At 51.0% G+C, this 16,747-nt stretch carries 16 protein-coding genes and 1 tRNA gene; 13 read left to right on the top strand and 4 right to left on the bottom strand.

Translation table 11 applies throughout. From position 1 onward, the window contains the following. Positions 1-2 precede the first annotated feature (2 nt). The 4 genes from AB1611_19240 (at position 3) to AB1611_19225 (ending at position 2,606) form a co-directional block, all read left to right on the top strand. Positions 3-350, top strand: a complete 348-nt coding sequence (locus AB1611_19240) for a hypothetical protein (protein MEW6381718.1) — start codon at positions 3-5, stop codon at positions 348-350. 13 nt (positions 351-363) lie between these two features. Further along, on the top strand, positions 364-891 hold the full coding sequence (locus AB1611_19235; protein MEW6381717.1) for a hypothetical protein: 528 nt from the start codon (positions 364-366) through the stop codon (positions 889-891). Between the two features lie 139 nt (positions 892-1,030). Continuing rightward, positions 1,031-1,816, top strand: a complete 786-nt coding sequence (trpC, locus tag AB1611_19230) for an indole-3-glycerol phosphate synthase TrpC (GenBank protein ID MEW6381716.1) — start codon at positions 1,031-1,033, stop codon at positions 1,814-1,816. Between the two features lie 106 nt (positions 1,817-1,922). Next, positions 1,923-2,606, top strand: coding sequence for a phosphoribosylanthranilate isomerase (locus AB1611_19225; protein ID MEW6381715.1), 684 nt, complete (start codon positions 1,923-1,925; stop codon positions 2,604-2,606). Here AB1611_19225 and AB1611_19220 read toward each other — a convergent pair. Together AB1611_19220 and xseA are read right to left on the bottom strand one after the other, a co-directional pair. Further along, a complete protein-coding gene (locus AB1611_19220; protein MEW6381714.1) occupies positions 2,516-2,809 on the bottom strand; it encodes an exodeoxyribonuclease VII small subunit in 294 nt (97 codons plus the stop codon). The two genes, AB1611_19225 and AB1611_19220, sit on opposite strands and share 91 nt — an antisense overlap. Continuing rightward, positions 2,802-4,142 (bottom strand): exodeoxyribonuclease VII large subunit, encoded by a 1,341-nt coding sequence (xseA, locus tag AB1611_19215; GenBank protein MEW6381713.1) that lies wholly within the window; start codon positions 4,140-4,142, stop codon positions 2,802-2,804. The genes AB1611_19220 and xseA overlap by 8 nt, the downstream gene beginning before the upstream one ends. Positions 4,143-4,323: 181 nt before the next feature. Here xseA and AB1611_19210 point away from each other — a divergent pair, with 181 nt between their 5' ends. The 5 genes from AB1611_19210 (at position 4,324) to sppA (ending at position 12,025) form a co-directional block, all read left to right on the top strand. Then, complete coding sequence (locus AB1611_19210) at positions 4,324-4,602, top strand: FeoA family protein (protein ID MEW6381712.1); 279 nt, start codon at positions 4,324-4,326, stop codon at positions 4,600-4,602. Then, the gene (locus tag AB1611_19205; protein ID MEW6381711.1) at positions 4,599-6,293 is read left to right on the top strand and encodes a ferrous iron transporter B; all 1,695 of its coding nucleotides are present in this window, start codon (positions 4,599-4,601) and stop codon (positions 6,291-6,293) included. Before AB1611_19210 ends, AB1611_19205 begins: the two co-directional genes overlap by 4 nt. 149 nt (positions 6,294-6,442) lie before the next feature. Continuing rightward, positions 6,443-7,654 carry a glutamine-hydrolyzing carbamoyl-phosphate synthase small subunit gene (gene carA, locus AB1611_19200; GenBank protein ID MEW6381710.1) on the top strand — a complete coding sequence of 404 codons (1,212 nt, stop codon included), beginning with the start codon at positions 6,443-6,445 and terminating at the stop codon, positions 7,652-7,654. 40 nt (positions 7,655-7,694) lie between these two features. After that, positions 7,695-11,045 carry a carbamoyl-phosphate synthase large subunit gene (gene carB, locus AB1611_19195; GenBank protein MEW6381709.1) on the top strand — a complete coding sequence of 1,117 codons (3,351 nt, stop codon included), beginning with the start codon at positions 7,695-7,697 and terminating at the stop codon, positions 11,043-11,045. Further along, positions 11,042-12,025 (top strand): signal peptide peptidase SppA, encoded by a 984-nt coding sequence (sppA, locus tag AB1611_19190; protein ID MEW6381708.1) that lies wholly within the window; start codon positions 11,042-11,044, stop codon positions 12,023-12,025. The genes carB and sppA overlap by 4 nt, the downstream gene beginning before the upstream one ends. Before the next feature lie 247 nt (positions 12,026-12,272). On the opposite strand, the gene AB1611_19185 is transcribed toward sppA, so the two are convergent. Together AB1611_19185 and AB1611_19180 are read right to left on the bottom strand one after the other, a co-directional pair. After that, entirely contained in the window at positions 12,273-12,611 is a 339-nt protein-coding gene (locus AB1611_19185; GenBank protein MEW6381707.1) for a hypothetical protein, read from the bottom strand. A 180-nt stretch (positions 12,612-12,791) separates the two neighbouring features. Then, positions 12,792-12,864, bottom strand: a tRNA-Arg gene (locus AB1611_19180). 117 nt (positions 12,865-12,981) lie between these two features. Between AB1611_19180 and AB1611_19175 the strand changes: the two genes are divergently transcribed. The 4 genes from AB1611_19175 to AB1611_19160 all read left to right on the top strand — a co-directional run bounded on the left by AB1611_19175 (position 12,982) and on the right by AB1611_19160 (position 16,741). Next, positions 12,982-13,875 carry a glycosyltransferase gene (locus AB1611_19175; protein ID MEW6381706.1) on the top strand — a complete coding sequence of 298 codons (894 nt, stop codon included), beginning with the start codon at positions 12,982-12,984 and terminating at the stop codon, positions 13,873-13,875. 212 nt (positions 13,876-14,087) lie between these two features. After that, positions 14,088-14,594, top strand: a complete 507-nt coding sequence (locus tag AB1611_19170) for a coiled-coil domain-containing protein (protein ID MEW6381705.1) — start codon at positions 14,088-14,090, stop codon at positions 14,592-14,594. Positions 14,595-14,645: 51 nt separating this feature from the next. Then, positions 14,646-15,650, top strand: coding sequence for a ParB N-terminal domain-containing protein (locus AB1611_19165; GenBank protein ID MEW6381704.1), 1,005 nt, complete (start codon positions 14,646-14,648; stop codon positions 15,648-15,650). A 17-nt stretch (positions 15,651-15,667) separates the two neighbouring features. Further along, entirely contained in the window at positions 15,668-16,741 is a 1,074-nt protein-coding gene (locus tag AB1611_19160) for a spore photoproduct lyase family protein (GenBank protein MEW6381703.1), read from the top strand. Positions 16,742-16,747 lie beyond the last annotated feature (6 nt).

Here is a 16,747-nt window from a genome sequence, read left to right as displayed (position 1 = left end):
CAATGAGTGCTAACACGGCTTTTACAAAACCTCATGGTAGATTACATAATATATCACTACAGGAAGGATGTTCTATATCGGAAGATGATTTCGGGGTTATTGATGGAGACCTCACCAGCGGGATTTTACATACACAGCTTAGTCTCGATACTACTAGTGATACTAGCCTCGATACCAGCTTTTCCCATAGAATTGAACAGGATATAAAGGCTGTCCTTGATTTACAAGCTTCTCCACTTGAAAAATTAATTGATGAGGATGAAATAAGAGAGGAAATGGAAATAATTTCGACTTATATGAGTAATGTTAAAAGTTTTTATGCCTCAAGAAAAAAGAATTTTATTATTTGATGAAATATGATTTATGTTAATACCTTCAAATATTTCTTCCTTTTATTCTAATGCCATAGACAAAAACGCCCTTTTTCAGGGGGACATAATCAGGGCTGTTGGCGTGGGGTTAAAAGAGCCAAATAGAGATGGCGATCCCGATTATTGGATGATCATTACTAAAAACTGTGATTTAGTTTTTGTGGAACCCAAGTTGCCCAGAAAGCAAAATATATCAATTATCCCATTATTCACTATTAACATTTTACGAAAACTATTTGATAAAGATATATTAACTGCTCTTTCACGAGCAAGAAAAAAAATGGTCTTCATGGCAATATATAAAATATCCAGGGCATTTGGTAATTTAAAAAAATCACACATTGATAGCCTTGTTCAGAATAAAATTTCTAAATTCATGTTTCTGCCTCCCGATGGTAAAGAATTTGATGAGCCGATGATAATCGATTTTGATATAGTTGTGCAATTAGATGGCAGTAACCCACAAGAAGTGGAAAGAGTTTTAAAGTCAAAAGCCATACAACTTGTTTCTCCTTGTTAGAGAGAAGGTTGCACAAAGATTCGCCGAGCATTATTTCAGTATCGGAATAGATGATGAAGAAATTAGAGATAAAGAATACGTAAAGAAGTTAAAGGAATTATTGCCCTATTAAAAGCAACGTATACGATCAAGTTAAGCCATGACGCCTATACTCGATGAAATTCTGATCCATAAAAGAATCGAAGTAGCCCGGAAGAAACTCTCACTCCCTTTCCGGGAATTAGAGGAGAGAACCAAAAGCCTGCCACCGGCCCGAAATTTCTATCAGGCCCTCAAGCAGCCCGATGGGATATCCATCATCGCAGAGATCAAAAAAGCCTCCCCTTCGCGGGGAATTATCCGCAAAAGTTTCGACCCGATCCAGATCGCTCAGGTGTATGAACAGGAGGGAGCTTCGGCCATATCCGTCCTGACGGATCAAAAGTTCTTCCAGGGAGATCTGGACTATCTGCGAAAGGTGCGGGAGATTGTCTCTCTTCCCCTTTTGCGCAAAGACTTTATCATTGATGAGTATCAGATCTATGAGGCCAGGGCAGCCGGGGCGGATGCGGTTTTGCTGATAGCGGCTGCGCTCTCACCGGAGCGGCTTGGCGGCCTTTATTCCCTGGCTCGCTCTATCGGCCTTCAGGTGCTGCTGGAGGTCCATGACCGGGACGAGCTGGATACGGCCCTTGCAATCGGCGCTGCGATCATCGGCATCAACAACCGAAACCTCAAGACATTCCAGGTGGATTTATCTGTCACGGCAAGCCTCGCCCCCCTGATCCCTCATGACCGGGTCATCGTGAGTGAAAGCGGCATCCACGAGGCCAGCCAGCTTCATTTTCTAGAAAGCCTTGGCGTGGATGCGGTCCTGATCGGTGAGGCTTTTATGGCTCATGATGATATCGGCCAGGCATTCCGGAAACTGGTGGGGAGAGGGTGATCAGTGATCAGTGGCCAGTGGTCAGCAAATACAGTGCCACCAAGTGTTTTTCTCTGTGCCTCAGTGTCTGTGGGGTGTCCTTTGTTTTTCATTTTACAGGGGAAATATGACCAACCAGCCGGAAGTTAATACCCCCCGCGTTCGGGTGAAAATCTGCGGCCTTACCAGGGCGGAAGATGCACTCAAGGCCGCAGAGCTTGGTGCCGATGCTCTTGGGTTCATCTTTGCTGAAAGCCCGCGGAAAGTCACGCCCGAAGCGGCACGGGCCATCATCGAGCTTCTTCCTCCCTGGGTGAGCCGGGTAGGGGTTTTTGTGGATGAAGATATCCGGAAGGTACGCGAAATCCAGGACTTTTGCCTGCTGGATTACCTTCAGTTTCATGGCCATGAGGATCAGGACTACTGCCGCCAGTTTCCGGGCAGGGCAATCAAGGCCTTCCGGATCCGGCAGGAAGCTGATCTTGCGCCCCTGGCCGGGTATTCGCTCCCCGCGTATCTTCTCGATACCTTCGTTCAGGACCGGATGGGGGGCACCGGCCAGACCTTTGACTGGCAGTTGGCCCTTTTGGCCAAGCGTCATGGCCGGATCATTCTCTCAGGAGGCTTGACACCGCTCAATGTAGCGCAGGCGATTCAGCTTGTTCAGCCCTATGGAGTCGATGCCAGCAGCGGCCTTGAATCCTGTCCCGGTCAGAAGGATCATTCCAGGCTCTCTTCGTTTTTTGAATCAGTCTCTTTGGCCACCTCAGCCAGCAGGGCGGAATCCTCTCCGTCGATCATAAAGGGCTGAAGGGATTTTTCGCCCTGACCGTTCTGCAGGAGTATCTGGATCTTTCTTTCAGACTCCTCAAGCTTTTTGGTGCAAGCTTGCGTGAGCCGGATGCCCTCGTCAAAGATCTTCAGGGATTCGTCCAGCCCCAACGAGCCCTCCTCCAACTGGCGGACAATCTCCTCCAGCCGCTCCAGGGCTTCTTCGAATTTAAATTTAGCCATGCTCTTTCACCTCACAGGTAACTTTTCCGCGAAACAAGTTGACACTGATCAAATCTCTGGGACCAAGGCTTGCGGAATCGGTGATGATTTCCAGATCCGGTATTTTCCGGCAGATGCTGTAGCCTCTTCTCAATACAGCCAGCGGGCTTAAAGAGTCGAGCTTGCCCATGATGCCTGCCAGCCGCACGGCCTGACTTTTCATATATTCCTGCTCCTGCCGACAGATCCGCTCCCGCAGGCTCCTTACCCTCTCCTGCCAGGAATGAATGCGGGCACAAGGTGCAAGCCGGTAGAAGGTATCGATAGTGTGCTGCGTCTGTCCCCTGGTCAGGGAAAGCTTGTGCAGGAGGGATTGCCGCAGACGAAGCTCCAGAGTGTCGATGGTCTGATGGTAGTGCTGGAAAAACCGGTCCACCGAGCGCGGGGATGCCCAGTTTTGGCTGCATCGCTGAACACGCGCGGAGAGAAGGTCAAGCTTGTGCCGCATGAGCCGGTACATTTTCTGCTGCCTGACCACGATCTTTTCGACAAGGTCCTGTTTGTTCCTGACAACCAGTTCCGCCGCTGCCGAAGGGGTAGGTGCCCGCAGGTCTGCGACAAAATCGGCAATGGTAAAATCGATTTCATGCCCTACGGCGGAAATAATTGGAATGCGGGATTCATAGATGGCCCTGGCCACGATTTCCTCATTGAACGCCCACAGGTCTTCAAGCGATCCGCCGCCGCGGCCGACGATGAGGACATCGATATCCGGCCATTGGTTAAATTCCCGGATAGCCCTGGCGATCTCACCGGCAGCCTCTTCACCCTGGACCCGCACCGGGTTGATGATGATCGATACCGTGGCAAACCGGCGGTGTATGACCTGGAGGATATCCCGGATGGCTGCTCCGGTCGGGGATGTTACCAGGCCGATAGTCTGCGGATACAAAGGAATGGGCTTTTTGGCCTCTGCGGCAAACAACCCTTCCGCCTGGAGCCTGGCTTTCAACTGCTCAAAGGCGGCCTGGAGCGCTCCGGCTCCCCGGACCTCCATCTGTTCCACCACAATCTGATATTCACCCCTGGCTTCGTAAACGGTAATCCGTCCCCGTACCAGAACCTTCATTCCATCCTGAGGCCGGACGGCGAAGGAGCGGCTTTGATAGCGGAAGGCTACAGCCCGTATCTGGCTGGTTGCATCCTTTAAAATGAAGTAGATGTGACCGGAGAAAGGTGCCTTCAGATTGGAGATTTCTCCCTCGATCCAGACATTCTGAAACTCTGTTTCCAGATTATCACGGATGAGAGAAGTAATTTGGGAGATCGAGTAAATCTTTACCTGCGGAGGCATGGAGGCAATTTTAAAGGAGTCCCGCCAGGATTGTCAAGAAGAGAATTTCCCCTTGCCAAAATAGTTCTTGACCATTATAATACAACCGTTAAGCTTCGATCGAATATCTTCGGGCAGTGATGAATTGAATCATCTTTGGTCAACAACATACAGGATGTTGGCTTGGAAAGGGTTCTCTACCATGATTTCGCTGGCGGAAATGAAAGTGAACACAACCGGAATTATCAAGCAGTTAGGCGAAGGAGTCCAATTTCGGGCCAAAATGAATTCGCTCAACTTCCGAATTGGAAAAAAAATTAAAAAAATCAGCAAGTCGATTTTAAGCAGCCCGGTGGTGGTTGAAGTGGATAATACGCGGGTGGCCATCGGGCTGGGCATGGCTCAAAAAGTATTTCTGGAGGTGCTCACTGAAGATCCTTCGCCTGAGCAACCTGAAAGCATTCCTGGAAACGCTCAATGAAAATTCTTCTTATGGGCAATCCGAATGTGGGAAAAAGCGTTATTTTTTCCCGCCTTACGGGTGCCCATGTGATATCATCCAATTATCCCGGCACAACAGTAGGGTTCACCAAAGGGCAAATCCGGGTTGATGGACTCGAGGCAGAGCTCATCGACGTTCCCGGCATCTACCGTCTTGAGCCGCTGTCCAAGGCTGATGAAGTGGCAGTGAAGATGGTGGCCGAGGGCGACGTTATTATCAATGTCGTGGATGCCACAAACCTTGAGCGAAGTCTTTACCTGACCATGCAGCTCCTGGAGCTGGGAATCCCCATGGTTCTGGCCCTGAACATGTGGGATGATGTCAAGCACAAAGGGATTAACCTTGACCTTGAAAAGCTCAGGGAGTTTTTGCAGATTCCGATTATTCCGACCGTGGCCGTGGCCGGAGAGGGGATCAAGGAGCTGGTGGCCAATATCAGGCAGGCCAGAGCTCCGAAAATTCATCAGCATACCGATGAAGAGCGATGGGCGGATATTGGAAAAATCACCAGAGATGCCCAGGTAATAACCCATCGGCATCACACCTTCCTGGAGAAACTCGAAGATGCCAGTCTTATGCCGTACACCGGAATCCCTCTCGCCCTTCTCGTATTGCTCCTTTGTTTTGCCCTGATCAGGTTTTTGGGAGAATCCCTGATTCACTCCGTCATGGATCCCTTCTTCTATGGCTTTTATGGCCCCTGGATCATCAGGCTGGTAAAAATCCCCTTTCCGTCAGGTCTGATGTACAATATCCTGATCGGAAATTCAGCCAATTTCATTGAATCCATGGGGCTTCTGACGAGCGGGCTGTATGTGCCCTTCGGCATGGTACTGCCGTATATTTTTGCCTTCTATCTGGTCCTCAGTATCCTCGAGGATGTCGGGTATCTTCCCCGCCTGGCGGTCCTGGCGGACAACGTCATGCACCGGATAGGATTGCATGGCTTTGCCATCATCTCGATTGTCCTTGGCCTTGGATGCAACGTTCCGGGTGCCCTTTCGACCCGCGTGCTGGAGACCAGAAGGGAAAAGTTCATCGCCTCCACCCTGATATGTACCTCGGTCCCCTGCATGGCCCAGAGTGCCATGATCATCGGCCTGGTCGGAAAGTACGGGCTTGGCTATATCTTTCTGGTTTACGGGATTCTCATGGGTATCGGCATCTCGATCGGTCTCATCCTGGACCGGACACTGAAAGGTGAAAGCCCCGAAATATTCATGGAGATACCCTCTTACCATGTCCCGCATCTTGGGTCTCTGCTGAAGAAACTGAGAATGCGGATCATGGAATTCCTGAATGAAGCCGTGCCTCTGGTACTGCTTGGCATTCTGGTTATCAATATCCTGAACGGCATCGGCGTTATGAAGTTTATCAGTTTCCTGGCCGCACCGGTAGCCATGCGGGTCTGGGGACTTCCCAAAGAGGTGATCCCGGCAATGATGATCGGATTCCTGCGCAAGGACGTAGCTGTCGGGATGCTTCAGCCGCTGCATCTTACCATCAAACAGCTCGTTATCGCCTCGACCGTGCTGGCGGTCTATTTCCCCTGTGTGGCCACCTTCTTTGTCCTGGTCAAGGAACTGGGCTTTAAAGATATGGCCAAAGCCACGCTCATCATGGTGGCGGTAGCCCTGACCGTCGGCGGAACAATCAATCTGCTGTGGTAGTAGAGCCCAAGGTAAACTTTTACTGTAACTACTCAGCTTCCCATTGACTACCCCCTCGATGAGTGATAAAATTCTGTAATTTTGGCTACCATCAAAAATACGGATTCTCAATTCCTTAACCTTATAAGAGTTGCAGGGTGTAACATCACATGGCTATAGCAAAAAAAGGAATAATTGTGCTGGAGGATGGCACCGTATATCAGGGGAGATCCTTTGGCTGCGCCGGAGAGCAGGTGGGTGAAATTGTTTTCAACACCGGGATGGCAGGCTATCAGGAGATACTGACTGACCCGTCCTATAGGGGACAGATTGTCGTTATGACCTATCCCCTGATTGGCAACTACGGGATCAATCATCGTGACCAGGAATCGGAAAAACCCCAGGTCTCCGGATTCATTGTCAAGGAAAACAGCCCGATCCCCAACAACTGGCGCTCAAAAAGCTCCCTTTCCTCCTACCTGAACGAGCATCACATCATCGGCATCGAGGGCGTGGATACGCGGGCTATCACCCGGCATATCCGGGTGATGGGGGCCATGAAGGCCATTATCTCTACCGAAACCGAGAGCATTCCCGACTTACTGGCCAGGGTACAGGCTGCGCCCGGCATGGCTGGACAGGATCTGGTGCAGGAGGTGACCTGCCGGGAAGTCTATGCGTATCGGGAAGGGAAGCAGGATGAGCATGAGCTGGATTGGCATGAATACCTTCCTGATCGCCTGGAGAATAACGAGCTGGGGAATACCGAAGCGGACTGTGACTGTCCGCCCCTGGCCCTGCCCCGCTATCAAGTGGTGGCTGTGGATTGCGGGATCAAGGAAAACATCCTGCGCCAGTTGACTGGCGCTGGTTTTGATGTTCAGGTGGTTCCGGCGCGCTTTTCAGCAGAAGATATCCTGTCCCTTAAGCCCCAAGGAGTGTTTCTTTCCAATGGCCCCGGAGATCCGGCTGCCGTTTCGTATGTTATCGAGACAGTAAAAGGGCTCCTTGGCAGAGTGCCGATTTTCGGTATCTGCCTGGGGCATCAGATTCTGGGCCTGGCTCTGGGAGGCAAGACTTTTAAACTGAAGTTCGGGCACCGGGGCTGCAACCATCCGGTAAAGGATCTGACCACGGGAAAAGTCGAGATAACCTCACAAAATCACGGATTTTGCGTGGATATCGACTCTTTGCCATCTCAGGATGTCACTATCACGCATATCAATCTCAACGATCAAACCCTCGAAGGAATGCAGCATAACAGATGGCCGGTCTTTTCCGTTCAATACCATCCAGAAGCCTCTCCCGGCCCCCATGATTCCCATTACCTCTTTCATCGATTTTACCAGATGGTTCACGCCCGGCAGAATAAGGCGGCATGAAACAAACCAAAAGCAACACTATCGCAGGAAAAACAACGAAATGCCAAAAAGAACAGATATTCGCAAGATCATGATCATCGGCTCCGGGCCGATTGTCATTGGCCAGGCCTGTGAGTTTGACTACTCCGGCACTCAGGCCTGCAAGGCTTTGAAAGAGGAGGGATATGAGGTTGTTCTGCTCAACAGCAATCCGGCGACTATTATGACCGATCCGGAAATCGTCGATCGGACGTATGTCGAGCCGATTACTCCTGAAATTCTGGAAAAGATTTTCGCCACAGAGCGCCCCGATGCCCTTCTGCCCACGCTGGGGGGGCAGACCTCCCTGAATGTGGCTGTCAAGGCCTGTGAGATGGGTATTCTCGACCGCTATCAGGTTCAGATGATCGGGGCCAACTATGAGGCCATCAAGCGGGCTGAGGAGCGTGAGCAGTTCAAGCAGGCCATGATCGAGATCGGGCTGGACCTTCCCCTCAGCAAAATGGCCCACAGCATGGAGGAAGCCCGAAAGATCATCCAGGATATGCCCTTTCCGGTCATCATCCGGCCAAGCTTTACCCTGGGCGGAACCGGCGGCGGGATCGTCTACAACCGGGAGGAGTTCGAGAGCCAGGTAGCGCGCGGGCTCGATCTGAGCATGACCAGGGAAGTTCTGATCGAAGAATCGGTCATCGGCTGGAAAGAGTATGAGCTTGAGGTCATGCGGGACCGCAAGGATAATGTGGTCATTATCTGCTCCATCGAAAACCTGGACCCTATGGGGGTCCATACCGGAGACAGCATCACCGTGGCCCCGGCCCAGACCCTGACCGACAAGGAATACCAGAGGATGCGGGATGCCGCCATCCGGGTAATCCGCAAGATCGGGGTAGAGACCGGCGGATCGAATGTCCAGTTTGCCATCAATCCGCAGGACGGGAGAATGGTCATCATCGAAATGAACCCCAGAGTCTCCCGGAGCTCTGCCCTGGCCTCCAAGGCAACGGGCTTTCCCATTGCCAAGATTGCCGCAAAACTGGCTGTCGGCTATACGCTCGATGAAATTCCCAACGATATCACCCGCCAGACTCCGGCCTGTTTCGAGCCGACCATCGACTACTGCGTGGTCAAAATCCCCCGCTTTACCTTTGAAAAGTTTCCGGAAACCAAAGCTGTCCTGGGTGTATCCATGAAGTCCGTGGGTGAAGCCATGGCCATTGGCAGGACTTTTAAAGAGGCCCTGCAAAAGGGGCTGCGCTCCCTGGAGACCGGTCGCTTTGGCCTGGGACTGGATGGAAGGGAGGAGTGCGGGCAAAGCTGTGACGGATCCCCCGCTTCCCTTGAGGAATACTTCAAGCTGCGGGCTTCGGGGTATGGTAAGGAGGACGTGGTCAATATCCGCCAGCAGCTGCGCATTCCCAATCCTGCCCGGATATTCTACCTTCGCCATGCTTTCCTGGCCGGAATATCGATGGAGGAAATCTACCAGTTGACCTTCATCGACCCCTGGTTTCTGGCCAATATCCAGCAGATTCTCGAAATGGAAGGAGAGCTTTGCATCATGCGGGAAGCGATGCAGCAGGAAATCAGCTCCTTCCAGGAGCAGGGGACGTTATCTCCCGATGGAATCGGCAGGGACCTGGTGCGAAGGGCCAAGGAATACGGCTTTTCCGATGTTCAACTGGCCAGGATACTGAAGACCCAGGAGCGGGTGGTCCGCCACTGGCGAAAGGCTTTAGGGATCGAGCCGGTTTATAAACTGGTCGATACCTGCGCTGCCGAGTTTGAGGCCTATACCCCGTATTATTACTCCACCTATGAGCAGGAGGACGAAATCCGCATCTCGCAGAAGAAAAAGGTCATGATCCTGGGAGGGGGGCCAAACCGCATCGGCCAGGGGATCGAATTCGACTACTGCTGCGTGCACGCCTCCTTTGCCCTGCGGGAGGAGGGGGTTGAGAGCATCATGGTCAACTGCAACCCGGAGACGGTCAGCACCGATTACGACACCTCGGACAAGCTCTACTTTGAGCCCCTGACCTGCGAGGATGTGTTATCCATCATCGACAAGGAAAAGCCTGACGGCGTGGTTTTGCAATTTGGCGGCCAGACCCCCCTGAACCTTTCAGCAGCTCTGGCGGAAGAGGGAGTGCCTATTCTGGGCACCAGTTGCGCAAGCATCGATCTGGCTGAAGACCGGGAGAAGTTCAAGCAGATTCTGAACAAACTGGGCCTGATTCAGCCCGACAATGCCACCGCATTCTCCCTGGAAGAGGCGCAGGCTGTAGCCCGGAGAATCGGCTATCCGGTGGTGGTCCGCCCCTCCTATGTTCTGGGAGGAAGGGCCATGAAGATTGTCTATAATGAAGCTACCCTGGCGGAGTTTATCCAACTGGCCCAGGATGTTTCACCGGGACACCCCATTCTGATCGACAAATACCTTGAAGATGCCATTGAAGTGGATGTGGATGCAGTCTCCGACGGCCAGAATACCTACATCGGCGGCATTATGGAGCATATCGAGGAGGCCGGCATCCATTCCGGCGACAGCGCCTGCGTTCTTCCGCCCTATACCCTGGCCGACGAAATCATCGAGGTCATCAAGGAAAACACCAGGACCCTGGCATCGGAGCTGAAGATCAGGGGATTGATCAATATCCAGTATGCCATTAAAAATGATCAGGTGTATATCCTGGAGGTCAATCCGAGGGCTTCCCGTACGGTCCCCTTTGTCAGCAAGGTGACCAATGTGCCCCTGGCCAAGGTGGCTACCCGGGTTATGCTGGGCAAGAGCCTGGCCGAGATGGGGCTTGATCGGGAAGTCGAGCTGGACTATGTCGGAGTCAAGGAGGCGGTCTTTCCCTTCAACCGGTTTCCCGGCGTAGATACGCTTCTTGGCCCTGAAATGAAGTCTACGGGCGAGGTCATGGGCATTGATACCGGCTTCGGCGTGGCCTTTGCCAAGGCGGAACTGGCTGCCGGAAGCAGGGTGCCTTTCCGGGGCAAGGTTTTCGTCAGCGTCAAGAATAAAGACAAACGGAACATTCTGTTCATCGTCAAAAAGCTGGTCGATCTGGGATTTGGCATTGTGGCTACCAACGGAACAGCCCGGGCTTTGCGGAAAAACGATGTGGAAGTTGAGCAGGTTTACAAAGTGCACGAGGGCAGGCCCAACATCGTGGATCTGGTCAAGAACAGGGATATCCAGCTCATCATCAATACTCCAAGCGGTGCCAAACCCTGGGAGGATGAGCTATCCATCCGTGCCGCAGCCCTGGCATACGACATACCGATCATAACCACCATCTCCGGTGCCGCAGCCATGGTCAATGGGATCGAAGCGCTGCAAAAGCGGGGCATGGGAGTTAACTCCCTCCAGAATTACTACCGTACCGGCAGGAGAATACGATGAGGCAAAGAGCAGCATGCTTGCATCAGCCTGTCCTGATTATCATCACCCTTTTCCTGATGTGCTGTTGTGCCGGATGTGCCTTTGTCAGTGTCCCGCTCCTTGCACCCTCCCTCTCCGACCTTGAGGAACGGACGGTTTTGGGAAAGGGAGACAGTAAGATCCTCCTTCTGGATGTTTCCGGAGTAATCTCGGAGGAAGACCAGACCAATCCCCTGGGCATGACCACCGACGTCAGCCCGGTGGCAAGAATCAGGGAAGAGCTGGAAAAAGCGAAGGAAGACCGGAAGATCAAAGCCCTGCTGCTGAAGATCGACAGCCCTGGAGGAACAGTCACTGCCAGCGACATTATCTACCATGAATTGCAGGCATTCAAGAAGAAGACCGGCATTCCCATAATCGTCAGCATGATGGATATAGCCGCATCAGGCGGCTACTACATCGCTATGGCCGCAGATAAAATCATTGCCCATCCCACGACTGTCACCGGAAGCATCGGGGTTCTGACCATGAAATTCGATATCCAGGGCTTAATGGCCAAGATCGGCGTGGAGGAGGTAACGGTCAAATCCGGGGATATGAAGGACTTCAACTCGATTTTTCACACCCTGAGACCCGAAGACCAGGCCTTGCTGCAAAATATTATCGATACCCTGCATGAGCGGTTTACCACCATTGTGGCTGAATCCAGACCCGGTTTATCGCAGGCAGAGGTCAAGCGGCTTGCCGATGGCAGGGTTTATACGGCCCAGCAGGCCCTGGACCTGAAACTGATCGATGAAATCGGCTATCTGGAAGATGGAATTGAGCTGGCCAAAAAAGCGGCAGGGATATCCCAGGCCAGAGTGATTGCCTACCAGAGGCCCAGCCAGCCGAAAAAGACAATCTACGCCCGCTCATCCGCTGCCGAAAGCACCTTTATCTCCTCACTCGGTTCACTAAGCAATCTATCCTGCCGGTTCTGGTACCTGTGGGCGCCGTAATCAGGTATTTTTATCTAATCATTAATAGGTAAAAAATTATTTTCTCCTAACGCGTTAATCATTCCTCTTAATAAAAAGTTGTTATCAAAGCGTAAAATATATTTCCTTCCTTTTTCTTAAGATTCGTGAAATATCTGCTGGATTCCTTCATCAGCGTGTTCTAAACGAAAAATCTTTAAAGGTTGAACCAGAAATAATTTCTTAGCTGCAAGTTCGGTGGAATTGAAGTGAAGATAACGTGGAAAAATTACTTTATTGTCTTTCCAACGAAGGAGATCACGGTCTGAATCCAGGATGTTTGAAGCTGCGAGAAGCCGAAGAATATGGTTACTGCGGCAGCAATAAAGCCAATCAACACGGTAATTGCAGTCCCTACGACCCATTGACGGGTAGCCTTGTTATCTGCCCTAACTTCTGCTCTAACCTCTGCAAGCTCTTTTCTTGTGGCTTCGCTCTCTTGCTTAACTTCCTGTTTAACCTCTTGCCGCAATTCAATAAACATACCTTTTAAAGTATCTATAGATTCATCAATATGTTTGAATCGTTCATCAAGATACTTATTGAAGTATTCAGTTTGCTCCGGCATATTCCTTGTTGGCTCCCATGATATGTTACACCAATTTATATTATAAGTATAACTTATTTTTCGGCAAAAAATCAAATCAGTTTGGTAATACCACCTCATGCGTGCTATACTACAGCGTAGTAGAGGATAGAAATAAGGGGTAGCAAAATTTTTTGCTGCCCTTGTCATTGGCAGGTATTATGCGCCTGGAAGGACTCGAACCTTCGGCTTCAGCGTCCGGAGCGCTGCGCTCTATCCCCTGAGCTACAGGCGCATTGAAGATTGTGAAGTCATCATAATAAAATTACCCCAAAAAGTCAACCAGTTATTGAACAGTTATCAATTACAGTTCATTACCGGCAGCTTGCGGTAAGTAAGTGGAAAATATAATATGCCCACAGTCAGTGTGATCCTCACGACTTACAACCGGGGCCGATTTCTCCCCGAAGCCATCGAAAGTGTCCTGAACCAGAATTACCGGGATTTCGAATTCCTGCTTGTGGATGACGGATCGACCGATGATACCCTGCATCAGATTCAGCCATACCGCAGGTATTTCTTCTTCATTCAGCACTGCCGGAATCGGGGAGTCAGTGCAGCCAGAAATACGGGGATTGCCTGCTCTTCAGGAAAGCTCATCTGTTTTTTGGATTCCGACGACCTCTGGAAGAAAAATAAGCTGTCTTCTCAGATCGCTTTCTTGAGCACGCACCCGGGCTATCAAATCTGCTACACGAACGAGATCTGGCTGCGAGATGGGGCCTGGCTGAACCAGAAATTGAAGCACCAAAAGTTCTCCGGCGATATTTTTGAAAAGCTCCTGCCCCTTTGCATCATCAGCCCATCATCAGTCATGATAGCCCGAAAAGTCCTGGACCAGACCGGCTGCTTCGATGAATCATTTCCCGCCTGCGAGGATTACGACCTTTGGCTTCGGATAGGCTGCCGATTTCCAATCGGCTATCTGGAAGATCGTCTGATCATTAAAAGAGGTGGACACGAGGACCAGCTCTCCCGGAAATTCGTAGGACTGGACAAGCTGCGCATCAAGGCCCTGCTGAAGATTCTGGCCAAAGGAAGCCTGAGCCGGCCACAAAAGGAAGCTGCCGGAGAGGAACTGAAACGGAAATGTCAGGTTTACGCCTGCGGCTGCCTGAAGCATCACAAGGATGAAGAGGCGGCCTTCTTTCTGTCCATTTCAAAAGCCTTTGAATCGTCGATGGACACGGCTTGCCTTGAAACCTTGCTCACCTCAGATTACTTTCTTGATCACACCAGGAAATAAGCCCTCAGCCAGAGTATTTCCTTGAGATTTCCCGATAAGACAGGGTATAATAAATAAATATAAGAGGTTAGGGAATTATGAGCCAGGCGTCAGAATGCAGGAGTCAGAAGAAATAAAGCCTGAAGAGTCAATATGAGCTGTAACTCCGGATAAAATGAACACCCGGGCTCGAAAGACTATGGAGAGGACGACTGATTGTGAGCATACAAATCTTGGAATTATATAAGGCCTTTGAGGAGAGCCTGGGAAAGGAAAAAGCCCAGCTCGTAGTAAAGGATATTACCAGCTTGATCGATGAGGCCAGACAGGAATTGGTAACGAAGGAGAATCTGAAGGAAACCGAGCTTAAACTGACCAAGGAGATAGAAGAGGTCCGCCTGACCCTCACCAAGGAGATAGAAGAGGTCCGCAAGGAGATAAAAGAAGTAGAGCTTAAGCTCACCAAGGAGATAGAAGGGGTCCGCCTGACCCTCACCAAGGAGATAGAAGGGGTCCGCCTGACCCTCACCAGGGAGATAGAAGGCGTCCGCCTGAGCCTGACCAGGGAGATAGAAGGGGTTCGGAAGGAAATAAAGGAAGTAGAGCTTAAACTGACCCATGAAATAAATAATGTCAAACTGGATATCGAGAAGGTTCGATCGAGTATAATCAAATGGGTTGCTGGCTTGTTGGTTGCTCAGACAGGGGCGATCGCAACTATATTCATGCTTTTGAAATAAGATCATTGTCGAAGTAAAAGGAGTACTATCCAGGAGGAGTATTATCCAAGAGTGAATAGCCATATTCTTCCCTTAACCTCACGCTTCATCGAGCTGGCAAAATTTAATCCTCAGCATCGGCCTTATGTCATTCGTTACCCTTTCAACCAGCATCATGAGGGAGGAACTACCGGCCACCTGGAAGAGCTGGCAAGCTCCATCAGGCACTATGGCCTTCTCTCTCCGGTTATTGTCCAGGAGGGGGGAGGGGATGATGAAGTATTCATCGTTCATGGAGCCAGGCGCTTTCATGCCTGTCAGTCGCTCGGCTGGTCCGCTCTGCCCTGCCAGGTTGTTCCATCAGGCATGAGCGCGCAGGAGGTTTACCGGCTCAGCCTCTCGGTCTTTCTCAGCCACCATAAGCCGAACATCATAGAGCAGGCCAGAATAATCCAAAGGCTTCAGGCCTTTTTTCCGCAGGATATGGTCATTCAGGATTTTCTCCCCCGGCTGGGACTTTTACCCCAGCGGAAAGTGCTTGAGCGGGTCGTTCAGCTCGCGGAATTGGAGGATGAGATTGCCCAGGATGTGGCGGTGGGGAAGGCTGATCCTCAGCTTGGGTGGCGGCTTGTCAAAGTTGCCCCTGCTGCACGGCTTGCCCTGTATCGATTCCTTCGCCGGCTGCCCTTCACTCTCAGTCAGCAGTTTGAGATTCTGGAATATGTGCAGGAGATCGCCCTGCGAGACCATACACCTCTTGAAAGTCTCCTCACTCTCCAACCTGTCCTGGATATTCTGGCCAGTGACCTCGATCAGCGGCAAAAAGCCAATTCCATCCGATTTTTCTGGCGTGCCAGGCGATACCCTCGCCTGACTGCCATCGAGGAGGAGTTTAGCAGGGAGAAAAAGCTGCTCCGGCTGCCGGAGCAGCTTGAGCTGTATCCACCCCATAATTTTGAGCATGGAAGCTATAAATTTGAGCTGAAGTTTTCCGACCTGGCCGAATTCCGGCAGAAGCTCGACTTTTTAAATCAGCTCGTAACTAATGGAAAATTCAACAACATCATCAAGTCGTAACCTTAAGCTTATCAATCATGCCTTTATATCTGCCAAAAAGAATCATTATCAGCCCGCAGGTTAAATCATCCTCCCTGCTTCTTGATGCCATTCTCCGGAATGCTCCTTCAGTTCCGGTAGAATACCGGAAAATCGATCAGGATTTCTTTCATCTTTTGACTACGGATGATCTGATCATAACTCAGCATCAGGGAAACTTTTATAAACCCTGTCCCGGCACCCTGCACTATCTGTGCTGCCAGTACAAGATCCTGAACATCGGATCAAACTGTCCCCTGTCCTGCACCTACTGCATCCTGCAATCCTACCTGGACCATCCGGCCATGGTTGTGCATGCCAATGTGGACGATATGCTGTCGGAGCTGGATGCACTCTTTTCTCACTATCCTGCGAATATTTTCCGGATCGGCACCGGCGAATTCACCGACAGCCTGGTTCTGGACCATCTGACGGGGCTGTCCACCATCATTGTTCCTTATTTTGCCGCCCGGAAAAACGCTTATCTGGAAATCAAGACCAAAACCACCAATATCAATAACCTGAACAACCTGGATCACCGGGGAAAAACCATTGTGGCCTGGTCACTGAACTCAGCCGGGATTGTCCGGCGGGAAGAGCTTGGAGCACCCTCCATCGAGGAGCGCCTGCTGGCGGCCCGAAAATGCCAGGACTGGGGATACCGCCTGGCCTTTCACTTTGATCCGATTATTTATTACCCCGGCTGGGAAGAAGAGTATCGGAAAACCATCGAGCAGCTTTTTTCAACAATCACAGCATCCCGGATTGCCTGGATCAGCCTGGGCTGCTTTCGATACCTGCCAAGGCTCAAACCGATCATTCAGGAAAAGTTTCGCCACAGCCGGATCATTTATGAGGAGTTTGTTCAAGGTCTTGACGGAAAGATGAGATACCTGGAAGTTCTCCGTCAGGAGATCTACGCCAAAATGGTCCAGTGGATCCGGGAGCGGGCTCCTCACTGTTTTCTTTATTTGTGTATGGAAAGCCCCAAAGTATGGCGAAACTGCCTTGGATTTGCTCCGGCCAGCAATCAGGAGCTTCAATCCTGGCTCGATCAGCGCTGCCGGGAATGAGTGGAA

Source organism: bacterium, from assembly GCA_040755755.1.
Classification (GTDB): domain Bacteria; phylum SZUA-182; class SZUA-182; order DTGQ01; family DTGQ01; genus DTGQ01.
The sequence above is the reverse complement of the archived record's forward strand: the minus strand, read 5'-3'. Positions and strand labels throughout refer to the sequence as shown.

What these genes read in the sequence shown, in the direction of transcription:
- AB1611_19240 (MEW6381718.1), top strand. Translation starts at nt 3, where the DNA reads ATGAGTGCTAACACGGCTTTTACAAAACCTCATGGTAGATTACATAAT.
- AB1611_19235 (MEW6381717.1), top strand. Translation starts at nt 364, where the DNA reads ATGTTAATACCTTCAAATATTTCTTCCTTTTATTCTAATGCCATAGAC.
- trpC (MEW6381716.1), top strand. Translation starts at nt 1,031, where the DNA reads ATGACGCCTATACTCGATGAAATTCTGATCCATAAAAGAATCGAAGTA.
- AB1611_19225 (MEW6381715.1), top strand. Translation starts at nt 1,923, where the DNA reads ATGACCAACCAGCCGGAAGTTAATACCCCCCGCGTTCGGGTGAAAATC.
- AB1611_19220 (MEW6381714.1), bottom strand. Translation starts at nt 2,809, where the DNA reads ATGGCTAAATTTAAATTCGAAGAAGCCCTGGAGCGGCTGGAGGAGATT.
- xseA (MEW6381713.1), bottom strand. Translation starts at nt 4,142, where the DNA reads ATGCCTCCGCAGGTAAAGATTTACTCGATCTCCCAAATTACTTCTCTC.
- AB1611_19210 (MEW6381712.1), top strand. Translation starts at nt 4,324, where the DNA reads ATGATTTCGCTGGCGGAAATGAAAGTGAACACAACCGGAATTATCAAG.
- AB1611_19205 (MEW6381711.1), top strand. Translation starts at nt 4,599, where the DNA reads ATGAAAATTCTTCTTATGGGCAATCCGAATGTGGGAAAAAGCGTTATT.
- carA (MEW6381710.1), top strand. Translation starts at nt 6,443, where the DNA reads ATGGCTATAGCAAAAAAAGGAATAATTGTGCTGGAGGATGGCACCGTA.
- carB (MEW6381709.1), top strand. Translation starts at nt 7,695, where the DNA reads ATGCCAAAAAGAACAGATATTCGCAAGATCATGATCATCGGCTCCGGG.
- sppA (MEW6381708.1), top strand. Translation starts at nt 11,042, where the DNA reads ATGAGGCAAAGAGCAGCATGCTTGCATCAGCCTGTCCTGATTATCATC.
- AB1611_19185 (MEW6381707.1), bottom strand. Translation starts at nt 12,611, where the DNA reads ATGCCGGAGCAAACTGAATACTTCAATAAGTATCTTGATGAACGATTC.
- AB1611_19175 (MEW6381706.1), top strand. Translation starts at nt 12,982, where the DNA reads ATGCCCACAGTCAGTGTGATCCTCACGACTTACAACCGGGGCCGATTT.
- AB1611_19160 (MEW6381703.1), top strand. Translation starts at nt 15,668, where the DNA reads ATGCCTTTATATCTGCCAAAAAGAATCATTATCAGCCCGCAGGTTAAA.